This window comes from Gordonia sp. 11cp (genome assembly GCF_057767225.1).
In genome coordinates this window covers 2,524,698-2,547,581 of the sequence record NZ_CM173437.1, presented here as the reverse complement: position 1 = coordinate 2,547,581, position 22,884 = coordinate 2,524,698, and the positions used below count along the sequence as shown (strand labels likewise).

Here is a 22,884-nt window from a genome sequence, read left to right as displayed (position 1 = left end):
AACCGGCGCTCCGGTCCGGTCGATGGTCCTAGGGTCACGGGGAAGCGGGCGCATCGGGGCGTCCGTCACGCGAAGGCACCGTCATGACGAGAACCTCGCTCCGCCGCCGGATACCGTTCCGGTACCGGACTGCGCTGCGGCACCGGGCGACGTGGACGGTCGGCGTCCTGCTGATCGTCGTCGTCGGTCTACTGCCCGCCGGACGCGCGGTCGCGGATCCACCGAACATGATGCCGCTGCCGCCGCCTGTCGTCGACGCGATCGACGACGCGGTGCCACCACCCCCGGTTGCCCGGCTGCGCACGATCCCACCGCGCGCACGGGCCGCCGGATTCGACCACCGCACACTCGAATTGCTCGAGTCGATCCTGCCCTCGCCCACCGGTGACCCGATGTTCGACCGCTGGCCGGCCGATCTGGCTTCCCGCGCGCCGGGCGAGGTGATCGCCACGCGCGACGTCATCGCGGCTGCCGGACCGGTGGTGACCGTGCCGCTTCGTTCGGCGACGCTGATCAAGTTCCGGAGCACCGACGCCGTCGGAGCGCCGATCTACGGCACCGCGACCCTGCTGATCCCGCGCCGCGCGGTCGGCGCGTCGACGCCGATGCTCGTGAACAATCTGCCGATCGACTCCCTCGGAGCCGCCTGCACACCCGGATACACACTCGCGCATGGATTCTCCATCGCAACCGGGATCACGGACCTGATCCCGCCGACGACCCAGCTCGCACTGAACGCGGGCCATGTGGTTCTGATACCCGACCACCAGGGACCCCGGATGGCCTACGCGGAACCGGTACTCGCCGGGCACGTGACGCTCGACGCCATTCGCGCGGCCCGGCGTGTGGACCCGATGATGTTGCGCGACAGCCGGGTGGCGATGACCGGGTATTCCGGGGGTGCCATCGCCACGCACGGGGCGTCGAAGCTGCTGGGCGAGTACGCTCCCGAACTCACCGATCGCGTCGTCGGCGCGGCACTCGGCGGCGTCCCGGCCGACTTCCGGATGCTCGTCGGGAGCATGAACGCGAACCTGGCGACCGGCCTGTTCCATGCTGCGACCTTCGGCATCGCGCGCGAGCGTCCGGAGATCCTGGCGCTGGCGAACCGGCCCGCTCGATGGCTGGCCTCGTCGCCGATGAAGAACGTGTGCGTGCTCCCCGAGGCGATCGCCGGCGGCACCTTCCTGCCGATGCAGGTGCTGTCGAACGACCCCGACCCGTTCCGGTCGCCGACCGCCGAGCGGATCTACCGCCTGACCGGAATGGCCGACCGCGCGTCCGCGACTCCCCTGCTGATCTATCACGGCACCCACGAGTGGTGGATACCCGCGGCCGGCGCCCGCGCCCTCTATCGCGAGCAGTGCGCGCACGGCACCAACGCGGCCTACCGTGAGATCTTCGGCGAACACGTCACCGCAGCGCTGCTCGGCTTCCCGGTGGCCCTCGACTGGCTCGACCGCCGGCTACGCGGCGAACCGGCCGTCGACGAGTGTCACCGCTGAGCGGCCGGACGTCGCCCGGTCAGAAGACGAGAACGCGGAGATTCTCGGCGACGCACGCGGGCTTGGCCTCTCCCTCGATCTCGACGGTGTTGGTGACGACCACGTTCACGCCCTTCGGCGTCTCCTCGACCGAGGTGATCACCGCATTGGATCGAATCCGGGCGCCGACCTTCACCGGATTCGGGAAACGCAGTTTGTTCATCCCGTAGTTGAGGACCAGCTTGGGACCTTCGACGGTGAAGATCTTCCCGGCGATCATCGGCAGCAACGAGACCGTCAGGTATCCGTGCGCGATGGTCGTACCGAACGGACCCGACTTCGCGCGTTCGGGGTCGACGTGGATCCACTGGTGATCACCGGTCGCATCGGCGAAGGCGTTGACCCGTTCCTGGGTGATCTCCAGCCATTCGCCCGACCCGAGATCCTCGCCGATCGCGGCCTTCAGTTCGTCGACACTGGTGAACGTCCGTGTGGTGTGCGTCATAGTCGGCGTAGTCTACCGTGGGCCCATGGGCACACCTCGCGTCGCTCCGGGCGGTTTCCGGGAGCTCGGGCCGATCAATTTCGTCTTCGCGCGGGGGGCCGCACGGGCCATCGGCGTCGACGACGCACACATCTTCTCCACTCTCGGACGCGCAAAGGGGCTGTTCCGCGCCTGGCTCCACTTCAGCAGCCGGCTGATGCCGTTCGGTGCGTTGTCGCGCAAGGACTCCGAGATGGTCATCCTCCGGGTGGCCCATCTCCGGGAGTGCGACTACGAACTCGATCATCACCGACGACTCGGCCGGCGGGCCGGGATCACCGCGGACGAGTTCGACCGCATCCTGGAGGGGCCCGACGCCGGATGGGGCGATCGCGAGCGCGCGATCCTGCGAGCCGTCGACGAGCTCGTCGAGAGCAAGGACGTCTCCGACATCGCCTGGCAGGCGTTGTCGCGGCACCTCGACGACCGGAAACTCGTCGCCTTCACCCTGCTCGTCGGGCAGTACGACAGTCTCGCGACCACCATCCACACACTGCGCATCCAGCGCGACACCCGCTCCTGACATGGAGTCGATCGCGCAACGGCTGATGCGCAACCAGCACTTCGCCGAGATCTACGAACACCGGTGGCGACCGACCTTCACCCGGCTCTTCAGTCTCGGCGGCCGTTCCACCGCCGACTTCGACCGCGCGCTGCGCGCCTACCTCGCCCGCCCGGGCGATCGCCTGGTCCTCGATGTCGCTTGCGGTCCGGGCAATTACACGCGTGAGATCGCCGACGGTCTCACCGGAGACGGCCGGTGCATCGGCATCGACTTCTCCACACCCATGCTGGCGCGCGCGGCGCAGACCAACGCCGTCGGGCGGGCCGCGTTCGTGCGCGGTGACGCCCACGCATTGCCGTTCGCCGACAACACCTTCGACGTCGTCACCTGCCTGGCGGCGCTCTATCTGATCCCCGATCCCCTCCCCGTGGTCGACGAGCTGGTTCGGGTGACCGCGCCCGGCGGCGAGATCGTGGTCTTCACCTCGGTGACGACACCTCTCACCTCGCTGCCGGGCGTCCGGCCGCTCGCCGGGGTGAGCGGATACCGCATCTTCGACGACCACGAGATCCTCGAGCGCCTCCGTCGCGCCGGCGTGGACGACGTCGAGCAGACGATCACCGGGCAGGGACAGTTCGTGCTGGCGCGGAGACCCGCCCCGGAAGCGACGCAGGACTGAGCGGTCGATCAGAAGGACCGGTAGTCCCGGATGGTCATCCGCGGTCCGCGCCGCTCGGGACGGACGCCGCCCCGCGTGACCATCCGGATGATGCGCTGTCGTTGTCCCGCATAGGGTTCGAGCAACTCGAGCATCCCCGCATCGTCGACGGCCTCGCCGATCAGGGTGAGCCCTACCAGCTTCGGGATGTGATAGTCGCCGACGTTGACGACGTCGGGATCGCCGAGCGCACGCGACAGGGCCTCCGCCTCGGTCCACCGCCCGACGCCGCGTAACACGGTGAGCTTTGCCGCGTGACGTTCGACGTCGAGGGCGGTCGCCCCGCGAATCGTCCGCATCCGGACCGGTTCGATGCCGCTGCGGTGCCACTCCCAGCTCGGGATGCGGGCCCACTCCGCTCGGGGCGGTGGCACCCTCATCGTCTCCGGAACCGGGCCGGGCGCGGGAGTGCCGAAGCGGCGCAACAGATACCGCCACGCGCGGAATGCCTCGGCACCCACGACCTTCTGTTCGAGGATCGCCGGCACCAGCGCTTCCCACACGCGATCGGTGCGACCGAGGCGCAAACCCTCGGTGCGGCGGACGAGTTCGTGCACGACCGGGTGACGTGGGACCAACGCGTCCGGATCGTCACTCGCCCCGAGGAAGTCGGGCATCTGCTCGAGTAGCCAGTCCGCACCCGGCCCCCAGGCGCGTCCGGTGACGGTCGTGCCGTCGGAGCGAACGGTCAGCGTACCCGGCCCATCGGGCGTGTAGGCCGCCCGCCACACCGACCTGTCCTGTCCGTAGACGAACGCCGGGTCGCCCGCACCGCGTCGGTGCAGGCCGACCGTCGCCCCGATGTCGAGCGGCCACGGGGGTGTCCACTCGCGGACACGTTCGACGGCACTCACCGTTCCGAGGGTAGTGCGCAGACCCTTCGTGGCTCGTCGACCTCGACTCGCTTCGCTCGCTCGGCCCGGCGGCTATCGCTCCTCGCACCTCAGGGAGCAGAGATGAAACCCCGCTCCCCGAGGAGAGCAGACATCCCCCGCTCCCTGAGGAGGGGCCGGAGCTTGCGGAGGCCCCGTCACGAAGGGTCTGGCGACTACAGGTTGATCATGTGCCCCAGCGCGCCGTGGAACGTCTCCTGCAGCGCCTCCGACAGGGTCGGGTGGGTGTGCACGTTGCGGGCGAGTTCCTTGGCGGTGAGGTCCCACTTGTGGGCCAGCGTCATCTCCGGCAGCATCTCGGAGACGTTGTCGCCCACGAGGTGTCCGCCGAGGAGTTCGTCGGTGTCGGCGTTCGTGATGAGCTTGGCGAAACCCGCGGTCTCGCCGAGTCCCTGCGCCTTGCCGTTGGCCGAGAACGGGAAGGTCGTCGCCTTCACGTTGTAGCCCTCGTCCTTGGCCTGCGCCTCGGTGAGTCCGAAGGACGCCACCTGGGGCTGGCAGAACGTCGCGCGCGGCATGAAGCGGTAGTCGCCGAGGGTCATGGTCTCGACGCCGGCGATGGTCTCGGCGGCCACGACGCCCTGGGCCTCGGCCACATGCGCGAGCTGCAGCTTGGCGGTGACATCGCCGATGGCGTAGATGCCGTCGACGTTGGTGCGCATGTAGTCGTCGATCGCGATGGCGCCGCGATCGGTGAGCTCGACACCGGTCTTCTCCAGACCGAAGCCCTCGACGCGCGGGGCGAAGCCGACCGACATGAGGACCTTGTCGACGGTCAGCTCGCCCTCCTTGTCCTTGGCGTCGGTGTAGGTGACGGTGACGTCGTCGCCGTTGTCGGTGACCGACTGAACCCTGGTGGAGGTCAGCAGCTTGATGCCGAGTTTCTTGTATTCCTTGGCGAGAGCCTTGGACGAGTCGGCGTCCTCGTTGGGCAGCACGCGGTCGAGGAACTCGACGATGGTGACGTCGACGCCGTAGTTGGCGAGCACATAGCCGAACTCCATACCGATGGCGCCGGCGCCGACGATGACGATCGAGCCCGGTAGCTCACGGGTGAGGATCTGGGTCTCGTAGGTGACCACGTTCTCCGACAGTTCGACGCCGGGGAGCAGCTTGACCGTCGACCCGGTGTCGATGATGACGTCGTCGAAGGTGATCTCCCGATCTCCGACCTTGATGGTCTTGGCGTCGGTGAACACCCCGTACCCGTCGATCTCGGTGATCTTGTTCTTCTTCATCAGGTAGTGGACGCCCTTGACGATGCCGTCGGACACCTTGCGGCTGCGGTCGAATGCCGCGCCGAAGTCGAAGGAGACATCGCCACTGATGCCGAACGTCTTGGCCTGGTGATTGAAGATGTGCGCGAGTTCGGCATTGCGCAGAAGCGCCTTCGACGGGATACATCCGACGTTCAGACACACACCGCCCCAGTACTTCTCCTCGATCACGGCGGTTTTCTTGCCCAGTTGAGCCGACCGGATCGCGGCTACGTACCCACCTGGACCTGCACCCAATACAACTGTTTGAAAGTGTTCAGCCACGACAGCCAGCCTACGTCGCGTCCGACCACCGCCGCAGAGTGTCCCACTACTCGCCGGTAGCACCACTTCGGTTTCAATCACTGATTGAAACGCCGACTGAACTGTGCTTTGCTGCTCGTGTGACCCAGACCACCCGCGAGGGACGCGGTGCCGGACGCCGCGATTCGGCCTCGATGCCGACTCGCGAGGCCCTGCTGACCGTCGCCGAACGCCTCTTCCTCGCCGACGGATACGACAAGGTGTCCGTCCGGGCGATCTGCGCGGCCGCCGAGGCCAACCCGGCCGCTGTGCACTACCACTTCGGCACCAAGGAAGACCTCACCATCGCACTGCTGCAGTCCCGGCTCGGTCCCCTGTGGGCCGACCCGCTCGCCTCGCTCGACCCGGCCGTCACATCGATCGCGCAGGTCGTCGACGTGGTCGTCGACCCCTTCGTCGACCTACAGGCCGACCCGGCGGGACATCTCCACCTGCGGCTGCTCGCCCGGTTCGTGTTCGCCCACCCCACCGCCGGCTGGACGTCGCGCTGGTTCGATCTCGACCCGTTCGCCGACATGCTCGCCGACGCCGTCCCCGGCCTGACCGCGGGGCAGGCGCGCCGGCGCTGGGCCCTCGCCTTCCAGCTCATCCTCCTGAGGTTCGGGGGCACCGAGACGTTGAGCACCGCCGCGGTGACAGCCCTGACCGGCTTCGTCACCGCCGGACTGACCGCGCCCGCCCCGTGAGACACGAGTGAGAGGACCCGTTGTGGACAGCCCCACCACCGGACCGTTCAGCCCCGCCCGGCTCGGGCCGCTGCACCTGCGCAACCGGCTGATCAAATGCGCGACCTTCGAGGGGATGACGCCCGACGCCCTGGTCACCGACGAGCTCATCGAGTTCCACCGCGAGGTAGCGGCCGGCGGCGTCGCCATGAGCACCGTCGCGTATTGCGCGGTCTCACCCGAGGGCCGCACCGACCGCCACCAGATCTGGATGCGGCCGGAGGCGGTTCCCGGATTGCGGCGGCTCACCGACGCCATCCACGCCGAGGGGGCTCTCGCCGCCGCACAACTGGGGCACGCGGGCGCGGTCGCGAACTCGGCGTCGAACCGGGCCCCCGCCCTCGGACCGTCACGGATACCCGCGCCGATGGGGATGTCGGTGACCCGCGCGGTCAGTGTCGACGACATCGCCGATCTGCGGGAGAAGTTCCGTCGCGCCGCGCGACTCGCGGTGGACTCCGGTTTTGACGGGCTCGAGATCCACTGCGGCCACAACTATCTCATCTCCAGCTTTCTGTCTCCGCTGCTGAACCGGCGTCGCGACTCCTACGGCGGGAGCCTCGTCAACCGTGCGCGTATCGCGCGCGAGGTGGTCGAGAGCGTGCGCGACGAGGTCGGGGACGAGGCCGCGATCTGGGTGAAACTGAACACCTTCGACGGCGTCGGCCGCGTCGACCTCGAACGCTCACCCGCGGCTCGGGCACGCAGCCGGGCCAAGCGCAGTGGCTTCAACGTCGACGAGGCGTGCCAGGTGGCGCAGCTGCTGGAGTCCGACGGTCACCTCGACGCCATCGAACCCACCGCGGGGAGTTCACTTCTCAACCCGATGTACCTGTTCCACGGCGAGGCTCCGCGCAAGGAGTTCGCCGATGCGTTCTCCGGTGCGATGAAGTACGGACTCAAGGTCTTCGCCCCGGTCTTCCTGAAGCACTACCGCTATCACGACGCCTATCTGCTGCCCCTGGCACGCGAACTCCGCAAGGCCGTCGACCTGCCGCTCATCCTCCTGGGCGGCGTCACCGACCGGGCCTCGATGGACCTCGCCCTCGCCGAGGGCTTCGACTTCATGGCCATGGGCCGCGCGCTGTTGCGTGAGCCCGACCTTCCGCTACGACTGGCCGGCGACCCGTCGACGACGTCGAAGTGTGTCCACTGCAACCTCTGCATGCCGACGATCTACTCACACACCCGATGCCCGATCCGAACGGGTGAGGTCCCCGACCCGGTGACTGCCGGCAGCCAGGGCGTGTCGCCCCGCCGCTGAGCGTCACCGGCGGATGAACTCGCCGTTGCTCTCCTCGTCGTCGTAGTACTCGATCGTCATCCGTGGCCCGTCGAACCTCACCTGCGAGATCGAGCCCGGCTCGGCGTTCTCGTTGAGCAGGGTGAAGGTGAAGGTGTTGCCGTCCCAGTGGGAGAGCTCGTGTTTGCGGACCCCGCCCGGACCCATCTCCAGGACGAGCTTCCCGTCGCGTTCGACGACCTCCGCCGGCCCGTACACGGGGTTGGCGTAGGCACCCACGTACGACGGCAGCGGTTGCGGCGGTGCGGGATTCGGCGGCGGTTCTTTGCCGACCAGTTCACCCTCCGGGACGCTCAGCGGTGCATACGCCTTGGCGTAGAGATCCCGCCAGTCGTTGCGGATCTCACCGAACTGGACGAGGTCCATGAACTCGGCGGCGATCGCATCCACCGCACCGACGGGCGCGGCGTTGGAGAGCACGACGATCGCGGTGTCGGCCGACGGCAGGACCGAGAACACCGTTCCGGCGCCCGAGGCGAAGGCGCCGGCGTGGTTGAACTGCGTCCGCGCGTCCTCGGTGACCCCGACGTTGAAGCCGTAGCCGTACGATCCGGCGCGGGAGTCGGGCGTCTGCGGTGGATTGGACACCACCTGCGGCGAGACCGCGGGGAGCAGGGCGTCGGGCGCCACGACCTCCTGGCCGTTGTGCTTGCCCTGGGCCAGCACCATCTTCAACCAGATCGCCATGTCGTTGACCGACGAACTCACACCACCCGCCGGTGACTGCGCGTCGGGTTCGCGCGGGATCGGGGTCTTGACCCACTTCTCGTCTTCCTTGATGTGTCCGACCGCGCGGTCCGCCCGGCGTTCGAAGTCGACGAACCGCGAGCTGGTGCTGGTCATGCCCAGCGGTCCGTAGATGAGGTCCTGAGACAGTGTCGCCCAGTCCGTCCCGGCTTTCACCGCCACGGCCTCGCCACCTGTCGTCACCCCGAAGTTGGTGTAGGCGTAACTGATCCGGAACGGATCGAGGGGCATGAAGCGCATCCGCTGCAGGATCTCCTCGCGCGAGTAGCCCATGTCCTCGAGTTTGTCGCCGGCGTGGTCGGGAAGACCCGACCGGTGGGAGTACATGTCCCCGACGGTCACCGTGCGCGTGACATACGGTTCGGACAGAGCGAACCACGGCAATGATTCCACGATCGGCATCTCCCAGGTCACCGTCTTGTCGGTGACGGCGGCCGCGACCACCGTCGACCCGACCGACTTGGACACCGACGCGAGCTGGAAGACGGTGTTCGGGTCGACCGCGTCACCGGTGGTGATGTCCTTGACGCCGAACCCCTTGGCGTACTTGGTCTCCCCTCCCGACACGACGGCCACGGCCACCCCGGGGATCTTCGTCGACTCCATGATCGACGCGACCAGGTCGTCGAGCTGGCCGACCGCCTTGTCGACCGCGTCGGCCGGCAGCGGTTCGGCGGCGACGGAATTCGGATTGGCCAGGGACGACCCGGACGGTGACGACCCGGTCCCCGACGACCCGCTGTCACAGGCGGCGACGAGCGCGATGACCGCGACGGCGGAACACGTGGCCATCGAGAGACGGCCCCATCTCGTGCCTCGCGGCGGCTCATGACCGGAGCGGCGGACAGGAACGGAATGAGCAGTGGCCATGGGGGTCTCCTCGACGTCGCTGCGTCACGATACCCCGAAACAGGCCCCGAGTAGGCGTTTTGTCGGGGTCGGCACCGCGTCGCACGCGCGCGGGGTCCGACGCCCGCGGGCGCCCGCGTAGGTTGGACGCCATGACCGAGCACGGCGACGACGGCACCGCGACCACCGACACCGATCCGTACCTGTGGCTGGAAGAGGTCACCGGCGACGATGCGTTGTCGTGGGTACGCGCCCACAACGAGCCCACGGTGGCGGCGTTGACGTCATCGGAGCGCTTCCGCGAGCTGGAGGCCGCGACGCTGGCCGCGCTCGACACCGACGACCGCATCCCCTACGCACGGCGTCGCGGTGGGTATCTCTACAACTTCTGGCGCGACGCGACCAACCCGCGCGGACTCTGGCGTCGCACGACGTACGACTCCTACGTCACCGACGCCCCTGACTGGGATGTCCTCATCGACGTCGACGAACTGGCACGGGACGAGGACGAGAACTGGGTGTGGGCCGGTGCCACCGTGCTGCGGCCCGAGTACGAGCGGGCGCTGATCTCCCTCTCGCGCGGTGGCGCCGACGCCTCCGTGGTCCGCGAGTTCGACATCCCGTCGCGCACCTGGGTGGCCGACGGCTTCGTGCTGCCGGAGAACAAGTCCGACGTGGGTTGGATCGACCGCGACTCCGTCTACGTGGGAACGGATTTCGGCGAGCAACCCGACGGGCACGGCTCGCTGACCGACTCCGGCTATCCGCGCGTGGTCAAGCGGTGGACGCGGGGGACCCCGCTGTCGGAGGCCGTCACGGTCTTCACCGGTGAGACCTCCGACGTGTCGGTGCGCGCGGTCTACGACAGCACACCGGGATTCGAGCGCCACTTCATCGGGCGCGCCACGGACTTCTTCAACTCGCTGGACTATGAACTGCGCGACGGCGAGCCCGAGTTGCTCGACGTCCCCACCGATGCCCACGCCGGGGTCCGGATGAACTGGCTGCTGGTGCTGTCGCGGTCGGAATGGGAGGTCGGCGGCACCACTCACCCACCGGGCACGCTGCTGGCCTTCGACTACGAGTCGTACCGGTCGGGCGACCGCGACGCGACCGTGCTGTTCGCACCCGACGCGCACACGAGTCTCGTCGACTACGCCTACACGCGTTCACATCTCATCATCGTGAAACTCCACGACGTGCACACCAGGGTCGAGGTGCGCGAACTCGGGACGTGGCAGGTCATCGACATGCCGGGACTGCCCGACCTCGCCACGGTCTCGGTGCTCGACACCGATCCCGACGAGAGTGACGAGGTGTTCTGGTCGGCGACGTCGTTCACCGAACCGCCGAGCCTGCTGCACGGTTACAGCGGGCACGCCCCGGAGGTGATCAAACACAGCCCCGCGTTCTTCGACTCCGAGTCGGTGACCGCAGAGCAGCACTTCGCGACGTCCGACGACGGCACGCAGATCCCGTACTTCGTGGTGCGGCGCCGCGACGTGTCCCATTGCCCGACGCTCCTGTACGGCTACGGCGGATTCGAGAACGCGCTCACCCCGAGCTACCTCGCCATCGCCGGACAGAGCTGGGTCGAACGCGGCGGCATCTACGTGATCGCCAACATCCGTGGCGGCGGCGAGTACGGACCGTCGTGGCACACCCAGGCCCAGAAGGCGGGCCGGCACAAGGTCTATGAGGATTTCGCCGCCGTGGCACGCGCCCTCGTGGACACCGGCCTCACCACCGCGGCACAGCTCGGCGCCCAGGGCGGATCGAACGGCGGGTTGCTCATGGGCGTGATGCTGACCCGGTACCCCGAGTTGTTCGGCGCCCTGGTGTGCCAGGTGCCGCTCATCGACATGAAGCGTTACCACCTCCTGCTGGCCGGGGCATCGTGGATGGCCGAGTACGGCGACCCCGACGATCCCGAACAGTGGGAGTTCATGAAGCCGTTCTCGCCGTATCAGAACATCGACGCCGAGACGACATACCCACCGATCCTGGTGACCACCTCGACCCGCGACGACCGGGTCCACCCCGGTCATGCGCGCAAACTCGTTGCCCGCCTGGAGGAAACGGGCCACGACGTGCAGTACTACGAGAACATCGAGGGCGGTCACGGCGGCGCGGCGGACAACAAGCAGGCCGCGTTCAAGTCCGCGCTCGCCTACGAATTCCTCTGGCGGACCCTCGGGATCTCGTAGCGACAAGGCGCGCCATCGGCCATCGTCTACTACGAGATCCGCGAGACCACGACCGCCGCGGGGCGCACCGACCGCTCGCCCGCGACCAGTCCCGGACGGAGCACCTCGGCAACCGTGCGGTCCGCGGCGGTGTCGGTCACCGGGCGGACGTCGACCGCCTCCATGGTGCGGGCATCGAAGTCGGCGCCGGGTGGCGGTGCGACGACGGCACCGCCGCGGCCGACGATGAGCCGTTCCAGGCCGGCGCGCAGCAGCTCGAACGCAGGCCGGTCCGCCTCCGACGCCGAGACCGCGCACGTCGCGGCGTCGGTGTACAGCGCGAACAGATCGACCAGGAGCGGAACGTCTGCCACGGCCGTCGCCGGCGGCGATTTGGCGGCGTCGACGAGTCGTTCGATCGTCCTGGTCTGCCGCGCGACCACCAGCGCGAGGTCGGACAGCTGCTCGCGCAACTGCTCGAGCCCAGCGGTTCGGTCGGGTGCAGGGCCCTCCGGAGACGTCATTCCGCCAGCGTAATGAATGGCCACCCATCGATCGTCCGACACCGGCGGAACCCTCTGCGCTGCTAGCATCCCCGATCGTGGGCGTAATCGGGATCGACCTGGGAACCACCAACTCGGCGATGGCGAAGATCGATGCCGACGGTCGCCCCGAGGTGATCGTCGGCCTGACCGGGGCACCGACCACCCCGTCGACGGTCTTGCTCACCTCGCCCACCGACCACGTCGTCGGCGAAGGTGCGCGCCGGCAGGCCCGGCTCGACCCCGAGAACGTCTGCAGCCTGGTGAAGCGGCGGATGGGCGACGCCCAGTGGCGGTTCGTCGCGCACGGGCAGACCTGGTCGGCCCCGGCGATCTCGGCACTCATCCTCAAATCGCTGATCTCCGACGCCGCGTTCGCCGGTGAGCGGGTCGACCGCGCCGTGATCACCGTACCGGCGTATTTCGGTGACGAAGAGCGGCGCGCGACGATCCAGGCCGGCACCTATGCGGGCCTCGAAGTCGCGGGGGTCTTGTCCGAACCGATCGCCGCGGCACTCTCCTACGGGTTCAGCCGGATCACCGATCCCCTCGCCAAGAGCACGCCCGACGAGACCGTCCTGGTCTACGACCTCGGCGGCGGCACCTTCGACGCGACGGTCATCGAACTCGCCGATCGCCGGATCACCGTGCTCGCCGTCGACGGTGATCATCAGCTCGGCGGTGCCGACTGGGACGAGCGGCTGGCGCTGCACCTCTCGCGCACATTCTGCGCCCAGAATCCCGATGCCGAGGACCCGCTCGACGACTCCGCCGGGTCACAGGCCCTCATCCTTGCCGCGGAGCGGGCGAAACACGAACTGACCGAATTGGATTCGACGTCGGTGATCGTCGCTCACGACGGCGCCCGGTCGGTCATCCCGCTCACGCGGTCCGAGCTCGAGGAACTCACCCGCCCGCTGCTGGCCCGCACCGTCGAACTCACCCGGTCGTGCCTGGCCGCCGCCGAACGTCGAGGGGTGTCCGCCGTCGACCGGGTCCTGCTGGTCGGCGGTTCGTCGCGGATGCCGATGGTCGCACGGGAGCTCGCCGCCGCATTGGGAAAGACCCCGGAGCTCAACGATCCCGATCTCGCCGTCGCCCGCGGAGCCGCGATCTACGGCGAGAAGCTCGAGATCGAACGACTCGTCCGCGCCGACCTCGCCACCCGCGGCCGTCTCCGCGAGGACCGCGGACTCGACAGCGTCGCCCCGGCAGATCTCGACGAGTCCTGCACGCGGGTCGCGCACGCGTTCGCACTGCCTGTCAGCGGTGTCCGCCGGATGCTCGAGGTCAGCGTGGACACGGTGGTGTCCCGCGGGTTCGGGGTGCTGGCAGTCAACGGCCACAACGGCGAGCTGGAGGCCAGCTGGCTGGTCCACCGCAACCAGACGCTGCCGATCAAGGTGCGCCGGTCGTTCGGGACCATGCGACGCGATCAGTCCCGCATCGAGCTGGTCGTGCTGGAACAGCAGGGGCAGGCGGCGTCCCCACGACCCGAGGACGCCAAGGTCCTCATCGAGGGCGCGATCACCGACATCCCGCCCGGTTACGACGAGGGCAGTGAGGTGTCGGTCACCTTCGAGATGGCGTTCGACGGCGTCCTGCACGTCACCGCATTCCACGTCGACGCCCGGATACCACTGACGCTGTCGGCCAAAACAGGTGCGTCGCTGTCGAAGTCGGAGGTCGAACGGGAACTCGAACAGGTGCACCGATCTCGACGCCGCGACCAGTGATCATGTTCGGGTGAGGTAAGGGGTCTGATGGAGCCGTTCGTCGGCAACGACTACCGCAAACGCGTGCTCGCCGCGGTCGAGCGACGCGGCGGCCCAGGCGAATCCGATTCGTTCGAACTGTATGACATCCCGGTCGGGGAGGCCGAGCGACTCGACGACGATGCCGTGGCCGCGCGCCTCGACGAGGTCTGGGCGTTCTGGCAGAAGCAACGCGACCACCCGAAGTACCGCATCCTGGTGGCACGACTGGTCGCCGAACACGACGAGCGGTCGGCGCCGTTGCGGCACAAGACCGGCCGGATCGCCGAGGCGCGCGCGGTGACCACCCGGCGCGAACTACGAGATCAGCAGAGGTTCGAACTCCTCGACAACGCGATCGCGCGACTCAACGAACGCTACGGCGGCATACCGAGATCCAAGCGCGCCGGGCTCGAGGAGATCGGCGCGATGGGTGGCCTCGATCCGGCGGAGACGGCCACCCGCCTGCGGCGTCACCGCATCGTCGACGATGTGCCCGCCCCACCCGCCGCGCCGGTGCCGCCGCGGGTGACGTTGTCGGCGCAGCAACGCGCCCAGATCGGCGACCTGCTCGCCGAGTTCGACCGGCTGCACGACGGCGACCCCACCCCGACCCTGCTGACCCTGTTGCACCTCGACACCGACGCCGTCGCCGACCGCGGTGTCATCGAGTCGCGGGCCGTCGCACTCAACGAGCGCGCCCGCGAACTCGCGGCCGGCCGGTTCCGCGCGGTCCTCGACGAGCTCCTGGTTCACGTGCACGACGTCCTGCTCGCCGATCCCGCCCTCGCACAGGAGTATCGGCAGTCGGTGATCGACGAGGTGACCGACCATCTCCGGCCACGGGTCCGGGCCGCGGTCCTGGTCGAGGACGAACTCGGGACACAGGACCACGAGTACCTGCTCGACGAGGCGCGCGCCCGCGGGCTGGGCGCGCGGGACGCGCGCACGGTGATCGCCGGACTCGCCGCCGAATTCGGCGCGCCCCCTCCCCCGGGCGAGCCCCTCCCGCCGCCGGGCGAGCCCCTCCCGCCGCCGGCCGAGCCCCTCCCGCCGCCGGCCGAGCCCCTTCCGCCGCCGGCCGAGCCTGTCGAGGTCGAGGTCCCCGTCCCGCGCAAGAGGCTGTGGGAGAGCGATCTTCGAGCCGCCCGAGCCGCGTTGCGCGACGGCCTGCCCGTGCGGGCGCGTTCGGCGATCGCGGACGCCCGGGCCTCGGCCGGCGACGACGACGAGGCGTTGCGGCAGATCGCGGCGGTCGCCGACGAGGTCGAGCGGGTCATCACCCGGGCGGTGACGGACTCGCAACGAGCGGGAGACCTCGCAGACGAGAAGCGACATGTCGCGGCACTCGAACTGCTCGAGAGCGTGTTGCGGGTGGCCCGGGACATCGACCTGCTTCCCGACGTGGACGGCCGACTCGACGAACGGCTGGAACAGTCACGCGACGTCGTCACCCGGGCCGCCGCGGCTGCCCGAACGGCGTCGGCGGGAGACCCGGCCGGCCTGGCCGCCGTCGCCGAGCTGCGGCGTCAGATCGTGGATCACGACGAGCTCAACTCGGCGGCGGCCGAGGTCACCGTGGAGCCGCCGCGCAACGTCCGGTCGGTCGCCGACGGGGGCGCGATCACCGTCACCTGGGAGCCGTCGGCGACGGGGTCGGTGACGTACCGGGTCGTGCGGATCGGATTCGACGGCTCGACCCGGACGCTGGGTCGGACCACGGCGACCGAGCTGTCCGACGGCAGTGCACCCGACCCGGTCCCGCCGGTCTACGAGGTCACCGCCGTGTACGCCGGGCACCGGTCCGCCCCCGCCCGTACCGACTCCGTGTCCGCCCCGTCTGCCGGTTCGGCGACCGCGGCCCCCGAGCGACCCTCCGCCCCGCGCCCCGACGACCCGCCGCCGGTGACCGCCGTCCGCGTCGAAGGCGACACCGTGCGCTTCGACTGGCCGGTCGGAGTCACCGAGGCGATGGTCGTCATTCGGCCGGATGCCGCTCCGGATCACCCCGCGGACCCGGCGGCCATCGCGTCGAAGGTGACCAACACCCGGTATCAGATCGACGACGGTTTCCCGCTCCCGCCGGACATCCCACGTCCCTGCCATGTCGCGGTGGCCAGCTGCCGTCGGAGCCCGCAGGGAAAGCTCGTTGTCGCGTCCGCGTTCGGTCCGTCCGCGCGAGCTCATGCGCCGGCGACGGGCGCCGCCGGATGAGGGTGGTCCACTACGCTGGGCGCCAGCACCTGCGACGAGCATCTTCGCCGCGCGATCACCGCGAGAATGTCCGACCCGAGAATGTCACCGACGACGAGATGAGGAACCGAGATGGGGATCGATTACACCAAGCGTCCGAAGGCCCAGCCGCCGCAGCCGCCCGCACAGCCCCCATCCGCACCCGCCGGCTACGGTCAGCAGCCGCCGGCCCCCGCGGACTACGGACAGCAGCCGCCCGCACAGCCGATCTCGATGTCGAAGATCACGCTCACCAAGTCCGCGCCGAGCATCTCGCTGAGCAAGCAGGGCGCGACCACCGGCCAGGTGCGCGTCAACCTGAGCTGGACCTCGAACTCGAAGGGCGGTGGCCTCTTTCGCAAGGCACAGGGGATCGATCTCGATCTCGCCTGTCTGTGGGAGTTCACCGACGGCAGCAAGGGCATCGTCCAGGCACTGGGCAACTCGTTCCGGGCACCGCGTGACGGACAGCCGATCATCTACCTCGACGGCGACGATCGATCCGGCTCCGGTGGCGAGAACATGTACATCGACCTCGCCGCGACCAACCGCATCCGGCGGATCCTGATCTTCGCCTACATCTACGAGGGCACCCCGAACTGGGCGGGCGCGAACGGTGTCGTCACCCTGTTCCCGGCCAACGGCCCGGAGATCGAGGTCCGGCTCGACGAGGCCGATCAGTCCGCGCTCTCCTGCGCGATCGCCCTCTTCGAGAACCGCGGCGGCGAGCTGGTTCTCAACCGCGAGGTGCGCTACATCCGCGGGGCGCAGGACAAGGTCGACGAGGCGTACGGCTGGGGCATGAACTGGCGCGGTGCGCGCAAGTAGCAGAGAATTCCGCCCATGACCGCAACCACGCTGGCCGGTTTCGCCGCCGGTCTCGCCGACGGATCGCTCCGCGTCATCGACCTGACCACCCCGTTGAGTGCGTCGACGCCGGCGCTGCGGCTGCCCGCACCGTTCGCGAACCTGATCGACTTCAGTCTCGAAGAGGTCAGTGCCTACAACGAGCCGGGACCGTACTGGCGGCACAACAACATCCACACCGGGGAGCACATCGGCACCCACCTCGACGCCCCGATCCACTGGATCAGCGGACGCGACGGGGACGATGTGTCACAGATCCCCGTGCAGCGGCTGATCGGTCCGGCTGCGGTCCTCGACCTGACCCGGGAGGTCGCCGACGACCCGGATCATCTGTTGAGCGTCGCCGAGGTCGAGTCCTGGGAGGGTGAACACGGACGGCTCGGCGCCGGAACCTGGTTGTTGCTCCGGACCGGCTGGGAGTCGCGTGGCGGGTCTGAGGCGGAGTTCCTGAACACCGACGAGACCGGGTCGCACACGCCCGGCGTGTCGGTGGAATGTGCACAGTGGCTGGCCACCGAACGCGAGATCACCGGCCTCGGCGTCGAGACCGTCGGCGTCGACGCCGGTCTCGCCGGAGGGTTCGATCCCGCGTTCCCCGTGCACTACCACTTCCTGGGCAACGACAAATACGGGCTCACTTCGCTACGCAACCTGGGCTCGCTCCCGCCCACCGGGGCGGTGATCGTCGTGAGTCCGCTGCCGATCGTCGGCGGCACCGGCAGTCCGTCGCGCGTGCTGGCGATCGTCGAAGGTTGATGGGCGCACCCGGCCGCTACGGCCCGACGGTCGCCGACGTGGCGGGCCGGGTGCTGGCGGATCTCGGCGTCGGCCATGTTTTCGGTGTGGTCGGCAGCGGGAACTTCGTCTTCACCAACGCCCTGCGCGCCGGCGGGGTGCCGTTCACGGCCGCCCGTCACGAGGGCGGCGCGGCCAGCATGGCCGACGCCTACTCACGGATGTCGGGACGGGTGGGCGTGCTGTCGGTCCACCAGGGGTGCGGGCTCACCAATGCGATGACGGGCATCGCCGAGGCGGCCAAGAGCCGGACACCGATGATCGTGCTCACCGCGGACTCGCCCGCGTCGGCATTGCGGTCGAACTTCCGCATCGACCAGGAGGCCCTGTCCGCGAGCGTGGGCGCCGTGAACGACCGTGTCCACGGCCCGAGCACCGTGGTCTCCGATGTCACCCGCGCCTTCCGCACCGCGGTGACCCGGCGCCGGACGGTGGTGCTTCATGTTGCGATCGACATCGCTTCGGCCGCATCGGAATTCGATGGTCCGGTCGAGCTCTCGGTCGAGCCGCCGCGGGTGCGGCCCGATGCCCGGTCGGCGGCCCGTCTGGCCGATGCCATCCGCGCCGCCCGGCGGCCGGTCTTCGTCGCGGGCCGAGGGGCGCGCGCCGCCGGACCGGAGGTCGCGGCACTGGCCGAGACCGCCGGTGCGCTGGTCGCGACGTCGGCGGTCGCGAACGGTCTGTTCGCCCGAGACCCGTTCTCTCTCGGCATCTCCGGTGGCTTCTCCTCACCCACCACCGCGGACCTGATCGCCGGTGCCGACCTCATCATCGGGTGGGGTTGCGCCCTGAACATGTGGACGATGCGCCACGGCCGACTCATCGGGGCGGATGCGACCGTGGTCCAGGTCGACGACGACCTCGACGCCATCGGTGCGCATCGTCACGTCGATCTCGGTGTCGTCGGCGACTGCGCCGCGACCGCGGCAGACGTGCTCGACCTCTTGACCGGCGCCGGGAGCGCAGCGAGCGGGCCGAATCAACCCGGCGCCGGGAGTGCAGCGAGCGGGCCGAATCAACCCGGCGCCGGGAGCGCAGCGAGCGGGCCAGTTCAATCTGGCTACCGCACAACGGAGGTCAGGCAACGGATCTCGGCGTCGTCGAGGTGGCAGGACGTCCCCGTCGCCGGTGAGGTGACACCCGGTCGCGTCGACCCGCGGGCACTGACGATCGCGCTCGACGAGATACTCCCGGCGGAGCGCGTCGTGTCGATCGACTCCGGGAACTTCATGGGCTACCCGTCGACGCATCTGTCGGTGCCCGACGAGAACGGCTTCTGCTTCACCCAGGCCTTCCAGTCGATCGGTCTCGGTCTCGGCACGGCGATCGGCGCGGCGTTCGCACAGCCGGGCCGGCTCCCGGTCCTCGGCACCGGTGACGGCGGATTCCTCATGGCCATCGCCGAATTGGAGACCGCGGTGCGGCTGGCACTGCCGCTGGTCGTCATCGTCTACAACGACTCCGCCTACGGCGCGGAGGTACACCACTTCGGCGACGCCGACATGACGACGGTGACATTCCCGGAGGTCGACATCGCCGCGATCGCCCGCGGTCACGGGGCGACGGGCGTCACGGTCACCAGACTCGACGACCTCGACGAGGTCCGGGAGTGGGTCGGCTCGCTGTCCTCACCCGAACCGTCCGGGCCACTGGTCATCGACGCCAAGATCACCGACGACGGCGGTTCGTGGTGGCTCGCCGAGGCGTTCGCGGGTCACTGACCCACCGGGGTTTTGTAGCGAAAATGCGTGCTATTTGCCAACTTTCGCTACAGAACCCCGGTGGGCGTGTGGCGTCGTCGAGTCGCAAGCCATGACACCAAGGTACTCGCCAAAACGTTCGACGACGAAGTTTCTCCACAACCTGCAGGCGTTGAGAGTTGTTGTGTTGCAGCGCATATCACTTGCACCCCAACGGTGAACGAACCATCGTGGACTGTGGTGAACACAAACCCCACCAGTCACACCCGAGACCGGCGCGTCAGGGTCACGATCGGGCACAACTCGACCTCAGCACATTCGCACCGCCCCCGTCGCCGAACTCGGCGGTGCCGCCTGTGCCCACTCGAGCCAGACCATCCGCCGACGCGGCCGCCTGGCCACACCGCGCCGGTCCGGTGATCCACGCGCATGTCTCGGTAGCCTCGTGGCTGTGCGTAGCTTCCTCAGTGCCTTGCTGACACTTGTCGCGATTGCGGCGACCGTCCTCGCCGTTCCGTCCTTCTGGCTGGATCAGCGCATCGTCGATCAAGCGGGATTCGTCTCGACAGTCGCGCCGATGGCGGAGAACCAGGAGGTCAAGGAGTATCTGGCCGACGAGATCGCCGCGCAGGCGACCGCCCGGACCGATCTGCCGATCGCCGGCGTCCTCGTGCGCCCACTGGCCGGTCGCTACACCGAGAGCGAACAGTTCCAGCAGGACTTCGCCGACGTCGTCGGGCAACAACACGCGTTCCTCTTCGAAGAGCCCGCGCCGGGCTCGGACACCTCCGTGATGCAACTCGACATCACCGCCATGATCAACCGTGCCCTGAACCTGTCGGGGGGCAACGCGATCCAGGGTCCGGTCGTGGTGGAACTCACCAACGGCGCCTCGGGCCTCGAGGCGGGCCGGTACGCCGAGGTCGGTGGCCAGATCACGTTGCTCGCGTGGGGTTCGGCCGCCGTGGCCGTGATCGCCGCGGTGCTCGCACTGCTGGTCGCCCGCCGGCGCGGAACCGTGTTCGCGTGGCTCGGACTCGGCGTGGTCGCGGCCGGCGTCTCGACCTGGGCCACGGGCCTGTTCTTCGCCGACCGCGCCAAGCAGGAGGTGGCCGGCGCCGAGAGTTCCGGGCGGCGGGTGGCCGAGCTCATCATCGACGGCGCCTACGACGATGTCACCCGGCTCGCCCTGATCGTCGGCGGGGTGGGCGTCGCGATGTTCGCCGTAGGTGTCCTTGGGCGGTTGATCTCCGGGCGGCGCTGACAAGCGGGCGTGACCGGGACGACGTCGCCATGATGCTCCGTCGTCCGAATCTGCCCGGTGCCTACTCCCCGATCACGTCTGCGGCACGACCGACGATCAGCGGATCGGGCGTACCCACGAACGACTCGTTCTTGCCGTCGTAGTCGAAGAGACTCAGCACGTGGCGCATCGCGTTGATCCGGGCACGTTTCTTGTCGTTGGACTTCACCACCGTCCACGGCGCGTGATCGGTGTCGGTGGCGGCGAACATCGCCTCTTTCGCCTCGGTGTAGGCATCCCACTTGTCGAGCGAGGCCAGGTCCATGGGGGACAGCTTCCACTGTCGCACCGGATCGATCTGACGGATGGCGAACCGGGTCCGCTGCTCGAGCGGGGTGACCGAGAACCAGAACTTGACCAGGTTGATCCCGTCGTCGACGAGCATCTTCTCGAACGCCGGGACCTGGGCGACGAACTGCGTGTACTGCTTCGGGCTGCAGAATCCCATGACCCGCTCGACGCCGGCCCGGTTGTACCAGGAGCGGTCGAAGAACACCATCTCACCGCCTGCGGGCAGGTGCTGGACGTAGCGCTGGAAGTACCACTCGGTGGCCTCGCGTTCACTGGGCTTCTCCAGTGCGATGGTGCGCGCGCCGCGCGGGTTGAGATGCTCGTTGAAGCGTTTGATGGTGCCGCCCTTGCCCGCGGCATCTCGACCTTCGAAGACCAGTAGGTGCCGCTGGCCGGTCTGCTTCGACCACTTCTGCAGTTTCAGCAGCTCGATCTGCAGCCGTCGTTTGGTGACCTCGTACTCGCGGCGGCTCATCCGCTCCTCGTACGGATAGTCCTCGCGCCAGGTGTCGACGACGTTCCGTTCGGGCAGGGTGAGCAGAACCGGGTCGTCGTCGTCATCGTCGTTGACCGTGAAGTGGGTCGTGTCGTGGAGGTCGACGAGTTGCTGCAGCGCTTCGCGGCCGTTCAGCACGCTGAAGTCGGGGCCGATCTGGGTCGCGGGATCGTGGAGGTCGGTCACTCCACAACGATAGGACGAAGCGACGAACGACGCCCGACGCTCCGGTGAACGGCCGTCGCGCCGGGCGTGTTCTGTCTCTCAGACCTCGTGCGATGAACCCGAGGTCAGTTCCTCAGGTCGATCGAACCGGAATGCAGGCAGGCCTTGCCGGTGCTGGTGTCGAACGCGGCCGCGAAACCACCGCTGCACCGGGCACCTTCGGGACCGGCGTAGGCCTCGCCGCCCCAGCCTCCCACCGCCACCGTGGTGCCGCCCCGGCGGGCCTGGGCGATCGACAGCGCGCTTGGTCCGGTCGTGACCGAATAGGCGTTGCCCCGGGTGTTGGCCCCGGCGAGGGCCGACGAGCCCGGCTGCAGGTTGTAGGCCGCGGCGTTGCCGCCGTTGTCCGACACCGAGACCGCGGTGCCGTAGCCACTGTTCTCATCGGCGGTCGCACGACTGCCGAGTCCGGCCTTCGCACCGCATCCGCTCCGTCCCTCGACCCGCTCGACCTGATGTCCGTTCGACACCGAGCAGTGCGTCGAGGCCGAGGACACTCCCTCGCCCGACAGCCCGGCGAAACCGACACATCCGGCGACCCCCGCCGCCAGGACCAGACCGCGAACGGCAAACTTCTTGATTCTCAACTGCTTTGGCCTCCATTGCTCGGGCGCCCCGGTACGGAACGCCCTCAGCGTACCCGCGCTCCGCGCCGCGGAGGCAACGATCGACCCGCCACGTCGGGTAACGATTGTCCTCAGGCCACGGCGCGCTTCTCCACTTCGGTCGTGAGTCCCTTGCGAGCGGTGTCCACCGCCATCTTCTGCGCTCGTCTCACGATGAGGCCGGGCAGCTTGATCTTCAGCTCGACGTCGAGGTCGAACCGGACCCGCGCACCCTTGTCGGTCTCGGTGACCGTGTACTTGCCGTGCTGCTCGCTCAATTGATTCGACTCGATGAGGTGCCATTCGCACGAGTTGCCGGTCCACTCGTAGGTACACGTCTGTTCGTCGGAGATCCCCGCGGCGGTGACGACCATCCGCACCTTCTCCGGCGTGCCGTCGTCGTAACTGGTCAGGATCTCGGCTTCCTTGTGCGGGCCCGACCACTCCGGCAGGGACTCGATGTCCATGAGCACTTCCATCACCACCGCGACCGGGGCGGCGACGTCGAATTCGATGTTCGCTGAGACAGCCATGCGCTGA

20 protein-coding genes are annotated in these 22,884 nt (G+C 68.7%); 12 read left to right on the top strand and 8 right to left on the bottom strand.

All coding sequences use genetic code 11. From position 1 onward, the window contains the following. The first annotated feature begins 83 nt into the window (after positions 1–83). Entirely contained in the window at positions 84–1,505 is a 1,422-nt protein-coding gene (locus AC3B6C_RS11335) for a lipase family protein (protein ID WP_488376078.1), read from the top strand. Positions 1,506–1,524: 19 nt separating this feature from the next. Here AC3B6C_RS11335 and AC3B6C_RS11330 read toward each other — a convergent pair whose 3' ends face one another. After that, complete coding sequence (locus tag AC3B6C_RS11330) at positions 1,525–1,989, bottom strand: MaoC family dehydratase (protein WP_010842821.1); 465 nt, start codon at positions 1,987–1,989, stop codon at positions 1,525–1,527. Positions 1,990–2,014: 25 nt separating this feature from the next. On the opposite strand from AC3B6C_RS11330, the gene AC3B6C_RS11325 reads away from it, so the two are divergent. Together AC3B6C_RS11325 and AC3B6C_RS11320 are read left to right on the top strand one after the other, a co-directional pair. Then, complete coding sequence (locus AC3B6C_RS11325; protein WP_488376077.1) at positions 2,015–2,551, top strand: carboxymuconolactone decarboxylase family protein; 537 nt, start codon at positions 2,015–2,017, stop codon at positions 2,549–2,551. 1 nt (position 2,552) lies between these two features. Next, entirely contained in the window at positions 2,553–3,212 is a 660-nt protein-coding gene (locus tag AC3B6C_RS11320) for a class I SAM-dependent methyltransferase (protein WP_488376076.1), read from the top strand. A gap of 8 nt (positions 3,213–3,220) precedes the next feature. Here the strand turns inward: AC3B6C_RS11320 and AC3B6C_RS11315 are convergent, their stop codons facing one another. Together AC3B6C_RS11315 and lpdA are read right to left on the bottom strand one after the other, a co-directional pair. Then, entirely contained in the window at positions 3,221–4,105 is an 885-nt protein-coding gene (locus AC3B6C_RS11315) for a DNA-3-methyladenine glycosylase family protein (protein WP_010842824.1), read from the bottom strand. A 194-nt stretch (positions 4,106–4,299) separates the two neighbouring features. Then, positions 4,300–5,685, bottom strand: a complete 1,386-nt coding sequence (gene lpdA, locus AC3B6C_RS11310) for a dihydrolipoyl dehydrogenase (protein WP_044505823.1) — start codon at positions 5,683–5,685, stop codon at positions 4,300–4,302. A 119-nt stretch (positions 5,686–5,804) separates the two neighbouring features. Here lpdA and AC3B6C_RS11305 point away from each other — a divergent pair, with 119 nt between their 5' ends. Further along, a complete protein-coding gene (locus AC3B6C_RS11305) occupies positions 5,805–6,410 on the top strand; it encodes a TetR/AcrR family transcriptional regulator (protein WP_488376075.1) in 606 nt (201 codons plus the stop codon). 22 nt (positions 6,411–6,432) lie between these two features. After that, positions 6,433–7,713, top strand: coding sequence for an oxidoreductase (locus tag AC3B6C_RS11300; protein ID WP_488376074.1), 1,281 nt, complete (start codon positions 6,433–6,435; stop codon positions 7,711–7,713). 3 nt (positions 7,714–7,716) lie between these two features. Here AC3B6C_RS11300 and AC3B6C_RS11295 read toward each other — a convergent pair whose 3' ends face one another. Further along, positions 7,717–9,291, bottom strand: coding sequence for a serine hydrolase (locus tag AC3B6C_RS11295; protein ID WP_488376073.1), 1,575 nt, complete (start codon positions 9,289–9,291; stop codon positions 7,717–7,719). A gap of 209 nt (positions 9,292–9,500) precedes the next feature. On the opposite strand from AC3B6C_RS11295, the gene AC3B6C_RS11290 reads away from it, so the two are divergent. After that, complete coding sequence (locus tag AC3B6C_RS11290; protein ID WP_488376071.1) at positions 9,501–11,555, top strand: prolyl oligopeptidase family serine peptidase; 2,055 nt, start codon at positions 9,501–9,503, stop codon at positions 11,553–11,555. A 29-nt stretch (positions 11,556–11,584) separates the two neighbouring features. On the opposite strand, the gene grpE is transcribed toward AC3B6C_RS11290, so the two are convergent. Next, on the bottom strand, positions 11,585–12,058 hold the full coding sequence (gene grpE / locus AC3B6C_RS11285) for a nucleotide exchange factor GrpE (RefSeq protein ID WP_488376068.1): 474 nt from the start codon (positions 12,056–12,058) through the stop codon (positions 11,585–11,587). 77 nt (positions 12,059–12,135) lie between these two features. Here grpE and AC3B6C_RS11280 point away from each other — a divergent pair, with 77 nt between their 5' ends. The 6 genes from AC3B6C_RS11280 to AC3B6C_RS11255 all read left to right on the top strand — a co-directional run bounded on the left by AC3B6C_RS11280 (position 12,136) and on the right by AC3B6C_RS11255 (position 20,688). Next, positions 12,136–13,812 (top strand): Hsp70 family protein, encoded by a 1,677-nt coding sequence (locus AC3B6C_RS11280; RefSeq protein ID WP_488376067.1) that lies wholly within the window; start codon positions 12,136–12,138, stop codon positions 13,810–13,812. Positions 13,813–13,839: 27 nt separating this feature from the next. Continuing rightward, a complete protein-coding gene (locus AC3B6C_RS11275) occupies positions 13,840–16,044 on the top strand; it encodes a coiled-coil domain-containing protein (protein WP_488376065.1) in 2,205 nt (734 codons plus the stop codon). 111 nt (positions 16,045–16,155) lie between these two features. Next, positions 16,156–16,890 (top strand): TerD family protein, encoded by a 735-nt coding sequence (locus tag AC3B6C_RS11270; RefSeq protein ID WP_010842833.1) that lies wholly within the window; start codon positions 16,156–16,158, stop codon positions 16,888–16,890. Between the two features lie 15 nt (positions 16,891–16,905). Continuing rightward, positions 16,906–17,685: a cyclase family protein gene (locus tag AC3B6C_RS11265; RefSeq protein ID WP_055475727.1), complete on the top strand. Its 780-nt coding sequence runs from the start codon at positions 16,906–16,908 to the stop codon at positions 17,683–17,685. After that, entirely contained in the window at positions 17,685–19,445 is a 1,761-nt protein-coding gene (locus tag AC3B6C_RS11260; protein ID WP_488376064.1) for a thiamine pyrophosphate-binding protein, read from the top strand. Before AC3B6C_RS11265 ends, AC3B6C_RS11260 begins: the two co-directional genes overlap by 1 nt. Before the next feature lie 430 nt (positions 19,446–19,875). Continuing rightward, positions 19,876–20,688, top strand: coding sequence for a hypothetical protein (locus AC3B6C_RS11255; RefSeq protein ID WP_035717432.1), 813 nt, complete (start codon positions 19,876–19,878; stop codon positions 20,686–20,688). Positions 20,689–20,749: 61 nt separating this feature from the next. Here AC3B6C_RS11255 and ppk2 read toward each other — a convergent pair whose 3' ends face one another. The 3 genes from ppk2 to AC3B6C_RS11240 form a co-directional block, all read right to left on the bottom strand. Next, on the bottom strand, positions 20,750–21,700 hold the full coding sequence (gene ppk2, locus AC3B6C_RS11250) for a polyphosphate kinase 2 (protein WP_010842837.1): 951 nt from the start codon (positions 21,698–21,700) through the stop codon (positions 20,750–20,752). A gap of 104 nt (positions 21,701–21,804) precedes the next feature. Further along, positions 21,805–22,326 (bottom strand): DUF6764 family protein, encoded by a 522-nt coding sequence (locus AC3B6C_RS11245; protein WP_010842838.1) that lies wholly within the window; start codon positions 22,324–22,326, stop codon positions 21,805–21,807. Positions 22,327–22,436: 110 nt separating this feature from the next. After that, the gene (locus AC3B6C_RS11240) at positions 22,437–22,877 is read right to left on the bottom strand and encodes an SRPBCC family protein (RefSeq protein WP_488376062.1); all 441 of its coding nucleotides are present in this window, start codon (positions 22,875–22,877) and stop codon (positions 22,437–22,439) included. Between the last annotated feature and the right edge of the window lie 7 nt (positions 22,878–22,884).

What these genes read in the sequence shown, in the direction of transcription:
- AC3B6C_RS11275 (WP_488376065.1), top strand. Translation starts at nt 13,840, where the DNA reads ATGGAGCCGTTCGTCGGCAACGACTACCGCAAACGCGTGCTCGCCGCG.
- AC3B6C_RS11240 (WP_488376062.1), bottom strand. Translation starts at nt 22,877, where the DNA reads ATGGCTGTCTCAGCGAACATCGAATTCGACGTCGCCGCCCCGGTCGCG.
- AC3B6C_RS11330 (WP_010842821.1), bottom strand. Translation starts at nt 1,989, where the DNA reads ATGACGCACACCACACGGACGTTCACCAGTGTCGACGAACTGAAGGCC.
- AC3B6C_RS11335 (WP_488376078.1), top strand. Translation starts at nt 84, where the DNA reads ATGACGAGAACCTCGCTCCGCCGCCGGATACCGTTCCGGTACCGGACT.
- AC3B6C_RS11270 (WP_010842833.1), top strand. Translation starts at nt 16,156, where the DNA reads ATGGGGATCGATTACACCAAGCGTCCGAAGGCCCAGCCGCCGCAGCCG.
- grpE (WP_488376068.1), bottom strand. Translation starts at nt 12,058, where the DNA reads ATGACGTCTCCGGAGGGCCCTGCACCCGACCGAACCGCTGGGCTCGAG.
- AC3B6C_RS11325 (WP_488376077.1), top strand. Translation starts at nt 2,015, where the DNA reads ATGGGCACACCTCGCGTCGCTCCGGGCGGTTTCCGGGAGCTCGGGCCG.
- AC3B6C_RS11290 (WP_488376071.1), top strand. Translation starts at nt 9,501, where the DNA reads ATGACCGAGCACGGCGACGACGGCACCGCGACCACCGACACCGATCCG.
- AC3B6C_RS11320 (WP_488376076.1), top strand. Translation starts at nt 2,553, where the DNA reads ATGGAGTCGATCGCGCAACGGCTGATGCGCAACCAGCACTTCGCCGAG.
- AC3B6C_RS11260 (WP_488376064.1), top strand. Translation starts at nt 17,685, where the DNA reads ATGGGCGCACCCGGCCGCTACGGCCCGACGGTCGCCGACGTGGCGGGC.
- AC3B6C_RS11295 (WP_488376073.1), bottom strand. Translation starts at nt 9,291, where the DNA reads ATGGCCACGTGTTCCGCCGTCGCGGTCATCGCGCTCGTCGCCGCCTGT.
- AC3B6C_RS11265 (WP_055475727.1), top strand. Translation starts at nt 16,906, where the DNA reads ATGACCGCAACCACGCTGGCCGGTTTCGCCGCCGGTCTCGCCGACGGA.